At 72.1% G+C, this 16,412-nt stretch carries 16 protein-coding genes; 11 read left to right on the top strand and 5 right to left on the bottom strand.

Annotation, left to right across the window (positions count from 1 at the left end; genetic code table 11):
- Positions 1 to 5: 5 nt before the first annotated feature.
- Positions 6 to 1,172 carry a serine hydrolase domain-containing protein gene (locus CHC05_RS08795; protein ID WP_089246631.1) on the top strand — a complete coding sequence of 389 codons (1,167 nt, stop codon included), beginning with the start codon at positions 6 to 8 and terminating at the stop codon, positions 1,170 to 1,172.
- Between the two features lie 7 nt (positions 1,173 to 1,179).
- Here CHC05_RS08795 and CHC05_RS08790 read toward each other — a convergent pair whose 3' ends face one another.
- Positions 1,180 to 2,223, bottom strand: a complete 1,044-nt coding sequence (locus CHC05_RS08790) for an amidohydrolase family protein (protein WP_089246629.1) — start codon at positions 2,221 to 2,223, stop codon at positions 1,180 to 1,182.
- A 62-nt stretch (positions 2,224 to 2,285) separates the two neighbouring features.
- Here CHC05_RS08790 and CHC05_RS08785 point away from each other — a divergent pair, with 62 nt between their 5' ends.
- The gene (locus CHC05_RS08785) at positions 2,286 to 2,744 is read left to right on the top strand and encodes a hypothetical protein (protein ID WP_089246627.1); all 459 of its coding nucleotides are present in this window, start codon (positions 2,286 to 2,288) and stop codon (positions 2,742 to 2,744) included.
- Positions 2,741 to 3,109: a nuclear transport factor 2 family protein gene (locus CHC05_RS08780; protein WP_089246625.1), complete on the top strand. Its 369-nt coding sequence runs from the start codon at positions 2,741 to 2,743 to the stop codon at positions 3,107 to 3,109. Before CHC05_RS08785 ends, CHC05_RS08780 begins: the two co-directional genes overlap by 4 nt.
- A gap of 135 nt (positions 3,110 to 3,244) precedes the next feature.
- Here the strand turns inward: CHC05_RS08780 and CHC05_RS08775 are convergent, their stop codons facing one another.
- A complete protein-coding gene (locus tag CHC05_RS08775) occupies positions 3,245 to 3,850 on the bottom strand; it encodes a hypothetical protein (protein WP_089246623.1) in 606 nt (201 codons plus the stop codon).
- Between the two features lie 95 nt (positions 3,851 to 3,945).
- Here CHC05_RS08775 and CHC05_RS08770 point away from each other — a divergent pair, with 95 nt between their 5' ends.
- The 8 genes from CHC05_RS08770 (at position 3,946) to CHC05_RS08735 (ending at position 13,836) form a co-directional block, all read left to right on the top strand.
- Complete coding sequence (locus tag CHC05_RS08770; RefSeq protein WP_089246621.1) at positions 3,946 to 5,397, top strand: M28 family peptidase; 1,452 nt, start codon at positions 3,946 to 3,948, stop codon at positions 5,395 to 5,397.
- Between the two features lie 184 nt (positions 5,398 to 5,581).
- Positions 5,582 to 6,229 carry a hypothetical protein gene (locus CHC05_RS08765; RefSeq protein WP_089246619.1) on the top strand — a complete coding sequence of 216 codons (648 nt, stop codon included), beginning with the start codon at positions 5,582 to 5,584 and terminating at the stop codon, positions 6,227 to 6,229.
- Positions 6,230 to 6,295: 66 nt separating this feature from the next.
- Complete coding sequence (locus tag CHC05_RS08760) at positions 6,296 to 9,799, top strand: ATP-binding cassette domain-containing protein (RefSeq protein ID WP_089246617.1); 3,504 nt, start codon at positions 6,296 to 6,298, stop codon at positions 9,797 to 9,799.
- A 40-nt stretch (positions 9,800 to 9,839) separates the two neighbouring features.
- Positions 9,840 to 10,280 (top strand): hypothetical protein, encoded by a 441-nt coding sequence (locus CHC05_RS08755; protein ID WP_089246615.1) that lies wholly within the window; start codon positions 9,840 to 9,842, stop codon positions 10,278 to 10,280.
- A complete protein-coding gene (locus tag CHC05_RS08750; protein ID WP_245870722.1) occupies positions 10,277 to 11,161 on the top strand; it encodes an MFS transporter permease in 885 nt (294 codons plus the stop codon). The genes CHC05_RS08755 and CHC05_RS08750 overlap by 4 nt, the downstream gene beginning before the upstream one ends.
- Positions 11,158 to 11,550 carry a thiol-disulfide oxidoreductase DCC family protein gene (locus CHC05_RS08745; RefSeq protein WP_089246613.1) on the top strand — a complete coding sequence of 131 codons (393 nt, stop codon included), beginning with the start codon at positions 11,158 to 11,160 and terminating at the stop codon, positions 11,548 to 11,550. The genes CHC05_RS08750 and CHC05_RS08745 overlap by 4 nt, the downstream gene beginning before the upstream one ends.
- Before the next feature lie 85 nt (positions 11,551 to 11,635).
- Positions 11,636 to 12,841 carry an alanine racemase gene (gene alr, locus CHC05_RS08740; RefSeq protein ID WP_089246611.1) on the top strand — a complete coding sequence of 402 codons (1,206 nt, stop codon included), beginning with the start codon at positions 11,636 to 11,638 and terminating at the stop codon, positions 12,839 to 12,841.
- Positions 12,838 to 13,836: a D-alanine--D-alanine ligase family protein gene (locus CHC05_RS08735; RefSeq protein WP_089246609.1), complete on the top strand. Its 999-nt coding sequence runs from the start codon at positions 12,838 to 12,840 to the stop codon at positions 13,834 to 13,836. Before alr ends, CHC05_RS08735 begins: the two co-directional genes overlap by 4 nt.
- On the opposite strand, the gene CHC05_RS08730 is transcribed toward CHC05_RS08735, so the two are convergent.
- The 3 genes from CHC05_RS08730 to CHC05_RS08720 are packed head-to-tail and all read right to left on the bottom strand — an operon-like array spanning position 13,787 to position 16,337.
- Positions 13,787 to 14,245, bottom strand: coding sequence for a GerMN domain-containing protein (locus CHC05_RS08730; protein WP_089246607.1), 459 nt, complete (start codon positions 14,243 to 14,245; stop codon positions 13,787 to 13,789). The two genes, CHC05_RS08735 and CHC05_RS08730, sit on opposite strands and share 50 nt — an antisense overlap.
- On the bottom strand, positions 14,242 to 15,645 hold the full coding sequence (locus tag CHC05_RS08725) for a sensor histidine kinase (RefSeq protein ID WP_245870721.1): 1,404 nt from the start codon (positions 15,643 to 15,645) through the stop codon (positions 14,242 to 14,244). The genes CHC05_RS08730 and CHC05_RS08725 overlap by 4 nt, the downstream gene beginning before the upstream one ends.
- Positions 15,642 to 16,337 carry a response regulator transcription factor gene (locus CHC05_RS08720; protein ID WP_089246605.1) on the bottom strand — a complete coding sequence of 232 codons (696 nt, stop codon included), beginning with the start codon at positions 16,335 to 16,337 and terminating at the stop codon, positions 15,642 to 15,644. The genes CHC05_RS08725 and CHC05_RS08720 overlap by 4 nt, the downstream gene beginning before the upstream one ends.
- Positions 16,338 to 16,412 lie beyond the last annotated feature (75 nt).

The following is a 16,412-nucleotide window of genomic DNA, read 5'->3' as shown; positions in this document are numbered from 1 at the left end:
GGCACATGTTGTCGACGATGCGGTTGCGGCGGATGCGCGAAGTACTGACCGGATACGTCGAACGGGGCGACGTGCCAGGGGTGGTGGCGCTGGTGAGCCGGCGCGGGCAGACGCATGTCGAGGCGCTCGGCACGACCGCGTACGGCGGTGGGCGCCCGATGAGCGCCGACACCATCTTCCGGGTCAGCTCGATGACCAAGCCGATCACCGCGGCCGCGACGATGATGCTGGTCGAGGAGTGCCGGATCCGGCTGGACGACCCGGTCGACGCGCTGCTTCCCGAGCTCGCCGACCGCCAGGTGTTGCGCAGCATGGGCGCGGCGTTGCACGACACCGTGCCCGCCTTCCGCCCGGTGACGGTGCGCGACCTGCTGACGTTCACGTGGGGCTTCGGGCAGGTGTACGCGCCTGCCGACGCGTACCCGGTGCTGAAAGCGGCCTGGGATCTGGACATCGGCATGGGTGAGCCGCGGCCCCGGGCGATGCCGGACCAGGACGAGTGGCTCAAACGGCTCGGCTCGCTGCCGTTGATGGCGCAGCCGGGGGAGAAATGGTTCTACAACACGGGTTCGGACGTCCTCGGCGTGCTGCTGTCCCGGGCGTCCGGACTGTCCTATGCGGACTTCCTGTTGGAGCGGGTGTTCGCGCCGTTGGGCATGACCGACACCGGGTTCTCGGTGGTCTCGCTGGAGCGGCTGGCCAACGGCTACTGGGGTGACCCGGTGGAGGCATTGGACACGCAGGAGGAGTGGGCGAGCGTGCCGCCGTTCTTCTCCGGGGCCGGCGGTGTGGTGTCCACGGTGGACGACTTCTTCGCCTTCGGACGGATGATGCTGGGCGCGGGCCCGCAGCGGTTGCTGTCCCGGCCCTCGCTGGCGACGATGACGGCCGACCACCTGACGCGCGGGCAGAAGGTGCTGCCGCACTGGGTGGCCGACGAGTTCGCGGCGTCCGGTTGGGGCTTCGGCGGCAAGGTGACCACACACCGACACACGATCGCCGACACACCCGGCCGGTACGGGTGGGACGGCGGCCTGGGCACGTCGTGGCGGATCGACCCCGCGGAAGAGATGATCACAATTTTGATGACCCAACGGGCCTGGTCGTCTCCGGAGCCACCGCCGATCCTGCGCGACTTCTGGACCTTGGCCTATCAGGCGATCGACGACTGACCTCTGCTCAGCGCACCCTTCGGCCGCGCAGGATCACCGCGAGGGGCTTGTCCAACTGGTCGAGGTCTTCACGTGGGTCCTCGGCGTAGACGACGGCGTCGGCGGGTGCGCCCGGTTCGAGACCGGGGAGACCGAGGTAGGCCCGGGCCGCCCAGGATCCCGTGGCCAGTGCGTCGTGTGCGCGTACGCCCGCTTTCGCGATGGTGCGGATCTCGTCGGCTATCCGGCCGTGCGGGCGCGAGTCGGTGCCGGCGAGCAGCGTCACGCCGGCCTCCGCCGCTGCCGCGACGAGCGCGGGGTGTTTGCTCGCCCCACCGACGTACCACCGCTTGCCCGGGCTGTCGGGTTGTTCCTTCCGCTTCTCCAGCGAGTCGCTCAGCGCGGCCAGCGTCGGGGTCAGGGCCGTGCCCTGCTCTGCCATCCGGGTCAGCAGGGCGGGGTCGAGCCACATGCCGTGCTCGAGGGAGTCGACGCCGGCCGCGACGGCGATCACGCAGCCCTCGGCGTTCTGGGCGTGCACGGCGACGCGGCCACCGACCGCGTGCACGGCGGTGACCACGTCCCGGACGACGGCCTCGGGGAACGGCGGGTCGCCGGGCTTCCAGTCGCCGATCAGCTTGACCCAGCCCGTCGACGCCGCCTGGCTCGCGGCGAGGCCGGGCAGGTCGGTGTGGCTCGGGCGGCGGCCCCAGGCGTCGAAGAACTGGCCCTGTTGGGCGAACCAGGGACCGGCGTGTACGGCGCGGGGCAGGTCCGGGTCCTCGCCGAACCACTGCGGCGGGTGGTCGGCCAGGCCGGGGGAGCGGATCAGGGTGACGCCGCTGTCGGCGTGGCGGCGCAGGTCGTCCCGGAGGAGCTCTTCGCTCAGCGGGCCGCCGGGCGCATCGGCGCCGGGGTGGGTGTGCGCGTCGACCAGGCCGGGCAGCAGCCAGCCCTCGGCGACCAGGTCGGCGCCGGGCACCGGGTCGGTGGTCCAGCGGTCGCCGTCGGCGTAGAGGTCGACCTGTTCGCCGCTGGGCAGGGCACGACCGCGGATCCGCAGAACGCTCATCGTCGGGAGGGTACGCCGGTCGCTCGTGAGTTTTTGTCGTAGGGGCGCGTTAGCGTCCGGCCATGGGAAACGACTTCGATTTCTTCGTGGGCACCTGGACGTCGCGGCAGCGACGGTTGCGGTCGGTCCTGTCCGGCAGCACCGAGTGGTACGAGTTCGAGGGTTTCAGCGTTTGCTGGAGCGTGCTCGACGGCGCGGGCAACATCGACGAGGTGAGGTTCCCGTCGCAGGGCTTCGGCGGGGTGACCATGCGGCTCTACGACGCGGCCCGGGACGAGTGGTCGCTCTACTGGGCCAACAGCCGCACCGGGTTGTCCCTACCGCCGGTGGTCGGGCGGTTCGACTCCGGGGTGGGGGTGTTCACCGCCGAGGAAGACTACGAAGGACGCCCGATCACCGTGCGCTTCACGTGGTCCGACATCACGGCGTCGTCGTGCCGCTGGGAGCAGGCGTTCTCCGTCGACAAGGGGGCGACGTGGGAGCCCAACTGGGTCGCGGAGTTCACCCGGAGCCAGTCATGACCGCCGGCACCGCTCTGGCTTTCTGGGCCGCGGCGGAGGCCCGAGACTGGTCGGCGTTCGGGGCATTGCTGGCCGACGACGTGGTCTACGAGCTGCCGCAGAGCCGGGAGCGCATCCGCGGCAAGGCGGCCTACCTGCAGTTCAATGTGGAATATCCGGGTGATTGGCACCTGACCGTGCACCGGGTGGTCGGCGAGGGACGCCAGGCGACGACCTGGTGCCACTTCCGCACCGACGGCGAGCCGGCGGAGGCACTGACGTTCTTCGAGTTCGACGAGGAGGGGCTGATCACGACGATCACAGAGTTCTGGCCGGAGCCCTACGACCCACCGCCGGGGCGCGAGCATCTGGTCGAGCGCTTCTAGGGTCGGGCTCGAGGTGGGGCCCGCCGCGCGGTCAGCACCTCGAGACAGCCCCTGAGGCGCGTTTCATAGCTGGGGTCGACGCGCGGCGACGCCCCGCGCGGCCCTCCGCCGCCCGGTCTCAGTTGTGAGACCGCTTTAGGCCCGCTGGTCCAGCGAGTCGAGCAGGGCGGCCACCACGGGCGCTCGGTTCCTGGCTCCGATTCCGGCCAGCGCACGGTCCATTACTTCTCCGGCGTCAGGGGGTAGCTCCTGCGGGTAGAGCATCGGCAACAACAGGATGAAGCGCTGCGCCCAGGTGAGCCGCTCGTCCGGCAGGTCGGCCGTGACGAGTAGCTTCGCCCAGGTCATCGTGGAAGGTTCGGCACTCTGGTCCGGGGTGAACACCGTTACCGGCTGGCCCGGTCGCTCTTCGACGAAGTCGAGTCCTTCGTCCTCGTCGAAGTTGCGGTACACGATGTGGAGGCGGGCGTCCCCGTCGAGCCGCACCGACACCGCCGGCCAACGGTCCGGGTCGTTCAGCACGGCAGTCAGCTCCTGGTAGTCGGCTGCCGCGACCTCGAAGGCGGCGTCCGACTCCCGGTCCGCGCCGAGCGGCCCGGCGAGGTAGTGCGACCAGAAGGCCGGGTGGCCCAGCACGGGGTCGGCGGCGTACACGGTCGCCTCGCGCTCGCTGTCGTAGTCAGGCGGGTCCACAGTGGTATACCCGGGAATGGTGAACGCCGGTCCGATCGTCAGTGACATGGCCGGCATTCAACACGATCCCTGTTGATCACTGGTGCTGGGCCGGGGCCGCGAAGCGGTTTACATGGCATCGATCGACGACGATGATTTCTGGAATGGGAGACAACCGTGAAAGCCAGGAGCGACCCACGGCCACCCGCCGGGCGTTCTTGTCCGCATCCGCCGTCACCGCTGCGGCGGCCGTTCCGTTGGTTGGCGCGGCACCCGCGCGGGCCGACGGTCGGTGGAGTGACCCGCCGGTCAACGGTCCGGGTCGCCGGATCAACGCACAACGTCCGAGCGCGGCGCTGCGTCGCGCGCTCCGCGAGGTCGATGCCGACCGCATCGAGGCCGACGTGCGCCGGCTGGCCGCGTTCGGCACCCGGCACACGCTGTCGACGCAGACCGACCCGGTGCGTGGCATCGGCGCGGCCCGCGACTGGCTGTTCGACCAGTTCTCGCTGATCGCCGCGCGGTCCGGCGGCCGGATGACCGTGGAGAAGCAGTCGTTCACGCAGCCGGTGTCGCCCCGCATTCCGACCCCGACGGTGCTCACCAACGTGATCGCCACACTGCGCGGCACCGTTACGCCCGAGCGGGTCTATGTGCTGACCGGGCACTACGACTCGCGGATCTCCGACGTCATGAACTTCACCGACGACTCACCGGGCGCCGACGACGACGCGTCCGGAGTGGCGATCCTGTTGGAGCTGGCACGCGTGCTCGCCGGCCGGCCGCTCGAGTCGACCCTCGTGCTGGGCGCGGTGGCGGGCGAGGAGCAGGGCCTGTACGGCTCCATCTACATGGCTCAGGCGATGAAGGACGCCAACACCGACATCCAGGGCATGTTCTCCAACGACATCGTGGGTTCCAGCCGGGCCGACGACGGCACCCGCGAGCCCCGCACGGTCCGGTTGTTCGCCGAGGGCGTACCCACCTCTGAAACACCCGGCCAGGGCAACACCCGACGCTCGGTCGGCGGTGAGAACGACTCCGCGAGCCGGCAACTGGCCCGCTTCGTCGACGCGGTGGCCGACAACGACGAGACCGACATGCACGTCCGCGTGATCTGGCGGCGCGACCGCTACCTGCGCGGCAGCGACCACATCTCGTTCCTGGAACGCGGCTACCCGGCGGGCCGGTTCACCGAGCCCAACGAGATCTTCGCCCACCAGCACCAGGACGTCCGCGTCGAGAACGGGGTCCAGTTCGGCGACCTGCCGGAGTTCTGCGACTTCGACTTCATCGCCCGGGTGGCCAAGGTCAACCTGGCCACGGTCTGGTCGCTGTCCCAGGCCCCCGGCACACCCAAGGGCGTCGTCATCGTGACGACGAACCTGACCAACGACACCCAACTGCGCTGGCAGGCGGGCACCGAGCCGGACCTGGCCGGCTACGAGATCGTGTGGCGCGAGACCCGCGAGGACGACTGGACCCACGTCATCGACGCGGGCAACGTCGCGGGCGCGACCATCGACCTGTCGAAGGACAACGTCTTCTTCGGCGTCCGCGCCTACGACTGCGACGGCCACCGCAGCCCGGTCGCCTTCCCGGTGCCCGGCACGTGACACCCCGCCGCGAGCCGGGCCGCCGAACGGGCGGCCCGGCTCGGCCGGCCCCGGCGATGCAGAGCCAGTGCCGTGCGCCGTGCCGCCGAGCGGGCGGTCCGGCTCGGCCGGCCCCGGCGATGCTGAGCCGGTGTTGTGAGCCGGGTCGGCGGCCCGGCTTGCCCGGCCCGGCGATGCTGAGACAGTGACCGTCCTCATCGTGCTCGCCTGGTGCGGGGCGGCGATCTCCGCCGCCGTGGTCCTCTGGTTTCGCCTTCGGCGGTCGCGGATCGCGGCCCGACCGATGCTCACCGTCGGCCAACTGGTGGACGTCGAACCGCTCACGGCGGTGGTCGTGGCCGGCCGCACCGCGACCGGCCCGCCGACGGAGGCGCCGTTGTCGGGACTGACCTGCGTCGGATGGCAGGTCGAGGTACAAACGCTCGTCCAACACAGCTCCGAATGGGAGGAGCTGGTCACGGACAGCAGCCAGGGCGGCGACCTACATGTCTACGGCGAAGGTGACAGCCGGGTATGGATCACCCCGGAGCTGGCCGAACGAGACCTGCTCAGCGGGCACGAGGCGATGTCGCGTACGACCGTCGCAGAGCCGGGAGGCGGCAACCCGCGTGAGTTCGAGAAGATCGTCGATGCGGACACGGAAGTCGTCGTAGCTGGCGTCGTCGAGGTCGCCGACGGCATGCGGAGGCTCGGCAAGCACACCTGGGTGGACGGCACCTCCCGGGCCCCGCTCGACCACGTCCTGCCGCGGCTCGCGTTGTCCGAGCGGCGCGTACGACGGACCTTGACGGTGTTCCTGGTCATCGCTCGCCACCATCGGCTGACCCCCTAAATGCGTTGAGGGATCGGGGATTCCGGCGCAGTCTGGAGGTTCGCCAATCCCGGGGGACGCACGCCGATGCCGTTGTTTCGCGACCTTTGGTCGACCGCACCGCTACGCACCGCCGTCGTAGCGGTTCTCGTGTTGGTCAACGCGGTCGGGATGGCCTTGGCCGCGGCTTTGGCCGGGCCCGTGCTCGTCGACCACTCGATGACCGCTTTCGTGGCGTTGGCGATCGCGCTCACCGCCGCCGTGTTCAGTGACACCGCCACCGGGTTGCTGATGGCGCGGGTCAGCGCCGACTGGACAGCCGACGTGCGGCGGCGGCTGTGTCGGGTCGCGCTCGGGCAGGACATTCCAAAGCTGGAGTCGACGCCGGTCGGTGAGCTGCTCGACCGGATCGACAACGACGTCTACCAGATCGGCGGCGATCTGCGCGGCAGCGGCATCCGGGTCGTGCAGTCCGTGGCCATCGGCCTCGTCTCGGTGGTCACCGCTCTGGTCGTCTGGTGGCCGGCGGGCGTCGGCATGGTCGTGCTGGCCACGATCCTGGTGCTCTGGTTGGCCAAGCCGACCCAGTCGATCGCGCCCGCCCGGATGGCCGAGGAGGAAGCCTGGTCCGACCTGGCCGCGGTGATGGAGGAATCCATTCACGGCCAGGACGACGTACGCACGAGCCTGGCCCGGCCGTACGTGCTGCGCCTGTTCGCCGCCCGGTCGCGCGAGGTGCTGCGGCTCGGCCGGGTCGTCTGGCGGCTGTCCGCCAAGGTCACCACGATGGCCGTCGGCGTCATGCGGGTCGGTGTCGCGATCGCCGTCGTCGGTGGGGTGTGGGCGCTGACCACCGGGCGCATCGACGGCTCCCGGCTCACCGCGATCTGGCTGCTGGTCATCGGGTTCGCCGGCGTGGTCGAGCACATGAGCCGGATGGTTCCCGAGCTGCAGAACGCGCTCGGCGCCTGGGGCCGGGTGCTCCTGCTCAAGGGCTCGGCGCAGGAGCCCGTGGGCGGCGCGCCGCCGCCCGACGCCGACATCTCCGTGCGGGGGCTGACCTTCCGTTACCCGGCGGCGGAGGCGAGCGGGCGCCCGGCCGCGCTGCGGGACGTCGACCTGAGCTTCGTGCGCGGCCGCTCGTACGCCGTGGTCGGTCGCACCGGATCCGGCAAGTCGACGCTCGCCAAGGTGCTGACCCGCTCGGTCGACGTGCCGCGCGGCACCGTCCGGCTCGGTGACACCGACCTGGTCGACATCGACCTCGAAGGGTTGCGCCGGTGGGTCGCGATCGTGCCGCAGCGCACCGAGATCCTCGCCGGCACGCTCGCCGAGAACGTGGCGCTCTTCGACCCCGAGCTGATCGGCCGGGCCGGCACCGCGCTCGCCGAGCTCGGCCTGTCGACCTGGGTCGCGGAGCTGCCCGACGGGCTGGAGACCCGCCTCGGCGAGGGCGGCAACGTGCTGTCCGCGGGCCAGGAGCAGCTCGTCGCGTTCGCGCGGATCCTCGTGCGGGACCCGCACGTGGTGATCCTCGACGAGGCCACGGCACGGCTCGACCCCGTCACCGAGGGGCGCGTGCAGCAAGCCACCCAGCGCCTGCTCCGCGACCGCATCGGCATCGTCATCGCGCACCGGCTCTCCTCGGTGCGCCGGTGTGACGAGGTGATCGTGCTGGCCGACGGCGCGGTGCTCGAGGCCGGCCCGCTCCGCGAGTCCGAGCGGTTCGCGGCGCTGATGGCCCGCAGCCGCGGCGTCAGCATCGGCGGCGTGGCGCTCGCCGACCGGCCCGACGAACACGACCTCGTGCTCGGCGACGAGACCGGCCCGGCCGATGTCGCCCCGCACCAAACGAGCGTGCGGGCCGCGCAGACCGTGCCGCCCAAGGCCGACCCGCCGCCGGTCGCCGAGCCCAAGCGGCCCGGCACGCTGCGCGAGATCCTGCGGCTGATGACCAACGACCCGCGGTACGGCATCGCCGGCCTGGTCATCTTCTGCGGCATGACGCTGCTCGGGCTCGACGGCTCGGTGCTGCCCTACCTCTGGGCGAGCCTGGTCGACGGCAGCGGCGGCGTGTTCTGGCCGACCGTCGGCATCATCGCCGGCCTACTGGTCTACCTGCCGATGCCGTACGTGAGCTCCGTCTGGTACCCGGAATGGTGGGTCCGGCAGATGCTGCGGATCAGTCTGCGGCTGCTGCACGGCCAGACCGGCCCGCGCCGGGTCAGCAAGCACACCCCGGCCGAGGTGGTCGCGCAGGCCGGCGACACCGAGCGCGTCGTGCTGATGGCCGACCACCTGGTCGACCAGACCATCTGCGTGTTCCTGCTCGTCTCGATGACGCTGGTCTCCCAGTCCCTGGTGCCGGCCGGGTTCTTCCTGGCCACCGTGCTGATCTCCGGCCTCGTGGCGACCGCGTTCGGCGGTCGGCTGGAGCGGTTGGCGCGCAGCACCGTGGCCGCCCGGGCCGCGTTCGCCACCGCGCTGGTCTCCAGTCTCTCGGCGGCCCGCACGGTCAAGCTGGCCGGCGCCAGCGAGCCGGTGCTCGCCCACCTGGCCCACCTCGACTTCGTGCGCAGCGACAAGCAGCGCCGCGAGATCTCCACCCAGGTGCTGGCCCGGTCGACACCGTCGATGGTCAGCGGCCTGCTGCCGATCGGTGCCTGGGCGCTCTACCTGGGCGGCGGGCTCTCCGGCGGCGCCGCGCTGGTAACGGTGGCCACCCTCGGCGCGGCCCGGTGGTTCGCCTGGACCACCGCCTCGCTGGTCGCCCAACTGCCGTCGGCGCGGGTCTGGACCCGGCGCACCGCGGCGATGGCCGGGCAACCGGACTACTCGGCCGAGGTGCCGGGCGTCGACATCTCGCTCGGCATCGCGCCGGCGCCCGTGGCCGCACCTCGCACTCCGTTGCGCGAGCTGGAGCTGCGCGGCTTCTCCGCGGTGCACGAGGACGGCACGATCGGCGTACGCGACGTCGACCTGACCCTCCGCCGCGGCCAGCTCGTGCTGGTGGTCGGCCCGGTCGGCGCCGGCAAGTCGTCGCTGCTGCGGGCGATGGCCGGCATCGTGCACCACGGCGGCCTGCTGCGCTGGAACGAGGAGGCGGTCACCGAGCCCGAGCTGTTCCTGCGCCCGAACCAGGTCGGCTACGTCGGCCAGTTGCCGCGCGTGCTGTCCGGCACGGTCGCCGACAACATCGAGCTCGGCCACCAGGTCGACGCGGAGAAGGCGGTGACCATCGCCCAGCTCTCGCACGACCTCGCGGCGGCCGGCGGCGGGCTCGGCCTGCTGATCGGGCACAAGGGCACCCGACTGTCCGGTGGCCAGCTGCAACGGCTGGCGCTGGCCCGGGCGTTGGCTCCGCGCACCGAGCTGCTGATCGCCGACGACGTCTCCTCGGCGCTGGACGTGACGACCGAGCTCGACCTCTGGCGGGCGCTGCGGTCGACCGGCGTCACGGTGATCGGCTCGACATCGAAGCAGGCCGCGCTCGCCCAGGCCGACCACGTCGTCGTGCTGACCGACGGCACGGTCGCGGCGAGCGGGCCGTGGCAGGACCTCGCGCCGCGCTGGGGGCATCTCGCGGGCTGACGTGGGCTATCTTCATGGCCGGCACGTACGGGGGTGGACAATGGCGGAACTGACGGCGACCGGCCGCGTCACGCGGGTCGTCGCGGCGGCCCTTGGTGTAGCGCTGCTGCTGGCCGGCACCCTGTGGGGCCAGGACGACAAGTTCCCGTTCGGCCCGTTCAGCATGTACGCGGGCGTCAACGGCCCCAACGAGCCGGCGCCCGACACCCGCGTCGAGGGCACCGACCGCACCGGGCGTGCGTTCGTGCTCAACGAGCGCAACGCGGGCGTGCGCCGGGCCGAGATCGAAGGCCAGGAGGGCGCCTACGTGGCCGACCCCAGCCGGCTCGCCCGGATCGCGGACGGCTACCAGGGGCTGAACCCCGGCGCGCCACCGCTCGACAAGGTGGCGCTGATCGTCCGGCTGCACGAGATCAAACGCAGCAGCGCGACGGGCAAATGGCACGACGACGTGCGCGCGGTCTGGCAGCGGCCGGCATGAGGGCCTGGCTGTTCGAGGCGGTCCCGCGTGGCCGGGTCGCCGCGCTGCGCACGCTGACGTACCTCTTCGTCGTCTTCGATTTGCTGGTCTACAGCTCCTGGGTGCGCACCCGGGGCGACGTGCCGACCGACCTCTACCAGCCACTGTGGATCGGCCGCGTGCTGCACCTGCCGGCGCCGACCGTGACGCTGGTCAACGTGGTGTTCTGGGCGCTGCTGGTGCTGGCACCGCTCGCCGCGACCGGCCGCTTCCCGCGGCTGCTCGGCTGGCTCGTCTTCGGGTTCTACTTCGAGTGGCTGATCATCGCGATGAGCTACGGCAAGGTCGACCACGACCGGTTCGCGTTCCTGATCGCGCTGGCCGTGCTGCCGACCGTCGGCCGCGCCCGGCACGGCGACGGGGAGCGCAGCGAGGCGGCCGGCTGGGCGCTGCGGATGATCCAGATCGCGGTGGTCGCCACCTACTTCCTCGCGGCCTGGGCGAAGATCCGGTTCGGCGGGCTCGGCTGGATGACCGGCTCGGTGCTGGCCCGGGCATTCATCCGGCGGGGCTCGGAGTTCGCGGACCTGATCGCCAGCGTTCCGTATCTGATGATCGCGGCCCAGATCGGCATGGTCACCTTCGAGGCGCTCAGCCCGCTGGTGTTCGCACTGCGCGGCCGCTACCGCTACGCCGCGATCGGCTTCTTCTACTCGTTCCACCTGCTGTCGTTCGCCACCATCTCGATCTCGTTCGCGCCGCACCTGATCGCGATGACCTCGTTCCTGCCGCTGGAGCGCGTGCGACCGATCGAATGGCTCCGCCGGCGAACGCGACCGCGGCCGGCCGTGGCTACGCTTGATCCGGTGGGTGCCGAGGCGGGCGGAGGTCGACGAGCATGACCGAGACGTTCGTGTACGACGGTGACTGCGCGTTCTGCACCATGTGCGCGCGGTTCATCGAACGCCGCATCCACACCGGCGCGACCGTCATCCCGTGGCAGTTCGCCGACCTCGACGCCCTGGGCCTGACCCGCGCGCAGTGCGTCGAGGCCGTGCAGTGGGTCCCGACGACCGGCCCGACCTCGGCCGGCCCCGTGGCGATCGCCGACCTGTTGCGCTCCAGCGGCCCGGTGTGGCGGCTCGCGGGCCGGGCCCTGGCCCTGCGGCCGGTGACCGCGCTGGCGTGGCCGGCCTACCGCTGGGTGGCCCGCAACCGCCACCGCCTACCCGGCGGCACCGCCGCCTGCGCCATCCCGGCCGACTCCCCGGCCCGCCGCCCCGCCGCGTGAGCTGAGAACTCAGCACCCCCGGGGTGGGGTGATGCGCGTGACAGGCGGCTGACCTCGGTTATTACGGGCTCGTGACATTCCGGGGATGGGTCCCGGACATCGCGCTGGCACCGTGCTGCGGGTGATCAGCCATCCGACCACCTCGCGCGGTGCGGCGCCGCCCGACGCCCCGGCGATCCGGGCGCTCGCCGAAGCCGAGATCGACCTGGACGCCGTCACCGCCAACGCGCGGGCGATCGCCGAGGTGACCGGGACGGACCTGATGGCCGTGGTCAAGGCCGACGGTTTCGGTCACGGCGCCGTGCCCGTCGCCCGGGCCGCGCTCGCCGGTGGCGCCACCTGGCTCGGGGTCACCTCGGCCGCCGAGGCGCTGGCCCTGCGGGCGGGCGGCATCAGCGCGCCGGTCCTGAGCTGGCTGCACCACCCCGACGACGACTTCGGCCCGCTGCTCGCGGCCGGCGTCGACCTGGGCATCTCGACCATGACGCACCTGCGAGCCGCGGCGGCGGGCGCCGCGCGCCTGAGAACGACCGCGATGGTGCAGCTCAAGGTCGACACCGGCCTGTCCCGCAACGGCGCGCGTGGCACCGACTGGGCCGACCTCGTCGCGCTGGCCAGGGCGTACGAGATGGCTGGCAGCGTCAAGGTCCGGGGTGTCTGGTCGCATCTCGCGGACGCTGACCAGCCGGGCTCGCCGCTGGTCCGGCGGCAGGTGACCGCGTTCCGGACCGCCGTCCGGGTGGCCCGCGCAGCCAAGCTCGACCCGGTGCTGCTGCATCTGGCCAACTCCGCCGGTGCGCTGACCGCGCCCGCGACCCGGTTCGACATCGCCCGGATCGGGCTGGCCCTCTACGGCGTCGAGCCGGTCGCCGGTGCGGGAACAGGCCTGCGCCCGGCCATGACCCTGCGGTCCTCCGTGGTCAACCTCAAGCGCGTCCCGGCCGGCACGGGCGTCTCCTACGGCCCGGACCACGTGACGGCCGAACCGACCACGCTGGCCCTGGTGCCGGTCGGCTTCGCCGACGGGATCCCGCGGGCGGCCCAGGGTCGCGCCGAGGTCTGGGTCGGCGGCGCCCGGTGCCCGATCGTCGGGCGGATCACGATGGACCAGTGCGTGGTCGACGTCGGCGACCGGCCCGTGCGGCTGGGCGACCCGGTCACCATCTTCGGCCCGGGGCCGGACGAGCCGACCGTGGCCGAGTGGGCCCGCTGGGCCGGCACCAACCCGAACGACCTGCTCACCGGGATCGGCCCACGGGTCGCCCGCCGTTATCTGGGGGTGGCCGCATGAGGATCGCCGTGCTGTTCGGTGGGCGCAGCGGGGAGCACGAGGTGTCCCGCAAGTCGGCGCAGAGCATCATCGCCAACCTGGGCGACGCGTACGCCGTGACCGAGGTGTTGATCGGCCGCGACGGCCAGTGGCACGTCGACCAGGTGCCGGTCACCTTCGCGAACGCGCTCGACGTGCTCAAAGACCAGGACGTCGTCTTTCCCGCCCTGCACGGCCCGTACGGCGAGGACGGCACCGTGCAGGCCATGCTCGAGTGGCTCGGCGTGCCGTACGTCGGCAACGGGGTGCTGGCCAGTGCCGCCGGCATGGACAAGGCGGTCACCAAGACCCTGCTCGCGGCCGACGGCCTGCGCGTAGCCGGCGGCGTCACCCTGCGAAAAGGCGAACATCTCACGCCAACCGACCAGGAGCGGCTCGGCCTGCCGGTGTTCGTCAAGCCGGCCCGGGCCGGGTCAAGCCTGGGCGTGTCCCGGGTAAACCACTGGTGGCAACTGCCCGAGGCGCTCGCCGCGGCGCGGATGTTCGACGAGAAGGTCCTGCTCGAGCCCGCCGTGATCGGCCGCGAGGTCGACGTGGCCGTGCTGGAGCACCCGGACGGCCGGGTCGTCGCCGGCCCGCCGCTGGAGATCCTGGTGAGCGGGGCGGGCTTCTTCGACTACGACGCCAAGTACGCGGGCGGGGCGCGCTTCCAGATCCCGGCCGACCTGCACCCGACCACCACCGAGGTGCTCCAGGACCGGGCGGTCCGCGCCTTCCGGGCCCTCGGCTGCCGCGGCCTGATCCGGGTCGACTTCTTCCTGCCGGAGGACGGGCCGGGCAGCGAACCGGTCGTCAACGAGGTCAACACGTTCCCGGGCTTCACCACCGTGTCCCAGTACCCGCAGATCTGGCAGCGGGCCGGCATCGACTACCCGGAGCTGCTGGACATCCTGATCGCGGGCGCGGTCAGCGATAGCCGGGGCAGCTCAGTGGTCCCCGGCGCTGCTCGCCGTTGACCAGCGTCACCGGCGCGGCGCCGGCGACACCCTGAATGGTGCAGACGATCTGCACCACCGCCAGCACGGACAGCCCGCGCACGTCGGTGGACAGGGACACGAGCACGCCGTCGCCGGCGGTGCCGACCTTCACCGGGGCGATCCCGGGCGGGACCTCGCTGGTGAGCCCGGCCGCCCGCTCGGCCTCGGTCGGCCCGTCGGCCAGCAGGCTCAGCAGGTCGTCCAGCTTCATCGGCTTGAGCCCGCGGAGCACGACCGTGGGCTGGTCGTCGGAGAGCAGGTAGAACCGCACGCCCTCGACCGTGCTGGCCGGTGCCGGGCCGCCGGTGATCACATCGCTGGGCCGGACGCCGCAGCCGGCCAGCACGAGGGCCAGCAGTGCGCCGACGGCCAGCAGCAGGCGGTTCATGAGATGCCTCCGGTCGGAAAGCGCAGGGTGAAGACCGCGCCGTGCGGCGCGCGGTTGCCGGCGACCAGGGTGCCGCCGTGCAGCCGGGCGTTCTCCAGCGCGATGGCCAGCCCGAGCCCGGCGCCCTCGGACCGCGACCGCGCGCTGTCCGCCTTGTAGAACCGGTCGAAGACGTGGTCCCGCACGCCGGGCGCGAGGCCGGCACCGTGGTCGGCGACCGTCACCTCGACCGAGCCGCCGACCACCCGCAGGTCGACCGTCACCGGTGCGGCGCCGTGCCGCAGCGCGTTGCCGACCAGGTTGGCCACGATCACGTCGAGCCGGCGCGGGTCCAGCAGCGCGACCACCCCGTCCGGCAGCGTGGTCGTCACCCGGTCGGTCCAGCCCCGGGCGCGCAGCGTGGCCCGGATCGCGGCGCCGACGTCGATGTCGTCGCGGGACAGCGCCGCCGTGCCGGCGTCGAAGCGGCTGATCTCGATCAGGTCCTCGACGAGCTGGGCCAGGTTCTGCGTCTCCTGGCTGACCAGCCGGGCGGCCTTGCCCGCGTCGCCGGGCAGCCGCTCCGCCTCCTCGTCGAGCACGTCGGTCACGGCTGTCATCGCGGCCAGCGGCGTACGCAGCTCGTGCGACACGTCGGCCACGAACCTCCGGGCGTCGGCCTCCATCCGGCGCAGCTCGCCCACCTGCCGCTCCAGCCGCTCGGCGGTCTGGTTGAAGATCAGCGCCACCCCGGCCAGCTCGTCACTGCCACGGACGGTCGCGCGGGTGCGAAGGTCGCCCTCACCGAGCCGGCGGGCGGCGCGGCCGAGCTCGCTCACCGGTCGCAGCACGCCGCGGGCGGCCAGCAGGGCGAGCAGCACCGCCAGCACCAGGGACGCGGCGCCGGTCGACCAGGCCAGCGCGGCGAGCTGGTCGATGCTGTGCTGCTCCTCGGCGAGCGAGTGCAGGCGGTACACCTCGATGCCGGTCGGCTCGGTGCGCCCGTCCGGCCGCTTGGTCAGGAGCTGGGTGCCGATGGCGAGGGCCGGCGTGCCGTCCCACGAGAAACGTTGCCAGACCACGTTGCCTTCGCGTACGTCCGCGCGCAGCGGCTGGGGGATCTCGCTCGGATGGATCCCGGCGAACTGGTCCCGGTAGACCACCGCCGCCGCGTCCGGGCCCGCGGCGAGGGCGGCCGCGATCGCATTGAGCTGCTTCGGGCCGGGCGGCAGCTGGTAGACCGGTGCGAGCCGGGTGACCTCGTCGACCAGCGAGTTCACGGCGGCGTCCTGGGCCTTCTGCAGGACCACGGTGCGCGCCTGGCCGTAGCTGACCCCGGCCACCAGGGCGGTGGTGGTCAGCCCGAGCATCGCGAAGGCGAGCAGCAGCCGGCCACGCAGCCCGAGACCCCAACCGGTCACAGCGGCCCGAACCGGTATCCGAACCCGCGCACCGTCTGCACGTACACCGGAGCGGTGGTGTCGTTCTCGATCTTCGCCCGGAGCCGCTGCACGCAGGCGTCGACCAGGCGCGAGTCGCCCAGGTAGCCGTGTTCCCAGACCGCCTCGAGGAGCTGCTGGCGGCTGTAGACCCGGCCGGGCGTCGCCGAGAGCTCCAGCAGCAGGCGGAGCTCGGTCGGTGCGAGGCCGACGGTCGCGCCGTCTTTGCGGACCACCAGGGCGGCCCGGTCGATGGTCAGCTCGCGGTGCCGCTCCTCGGCGACCGCGACGGCGACCGCGTCCACGGCCCGGGCGCTGGTGCGCCGCAGCACCGCGCGGATCCGCGCCTCGAGCACGCGGGCCTGCACGGGCTTGACCACGTAGTCGTCGGCGCCGGCCTCGAGCCCGGCCACCACGTCCATGTCGTCGTCGCGGGCGGTGAGCATGATGATCGGCAGGTCCTGGTTGGCCCGGATGCGCCGGCAGACCTCGAAACCGTCCATGCCCGGCAACATCAGGTCGAGCACCACGACGTCGGCGGGCGCGGCCGACAGGTGGGCCAGCGCCTGCTCGCCGGTCTCGAACGCCTCGACGGTGTGCCCCTGCCGCGTGAGCGCGATCCGCAGACCCTCCCGTACCGTGTGATGGTCTTCGATCAGCAGCACCCGCGACATGGCACAACTATGGCATCGGCGGGAAACCCGATCGGACCTCACGTTGTGTGTTTGGCCACGCGGGACGGTTACCAA

The sequence above is a fragment of the Asanoa hainanensis genome, assembly GCF_900188485.1.
Taxonomy (GTDB): domain Bacteria; phylum Actinomycetota; class Actinomycetes; order Mycobacteriales; family Micromonosporaceae; genus Asanoa; species Asanoa hainanensis.
The sequence above is the reverse complement of the archived record's forward strand: the minus strand, read 5'-3'. Positions and strand labels throughout refer to the sequence as shown.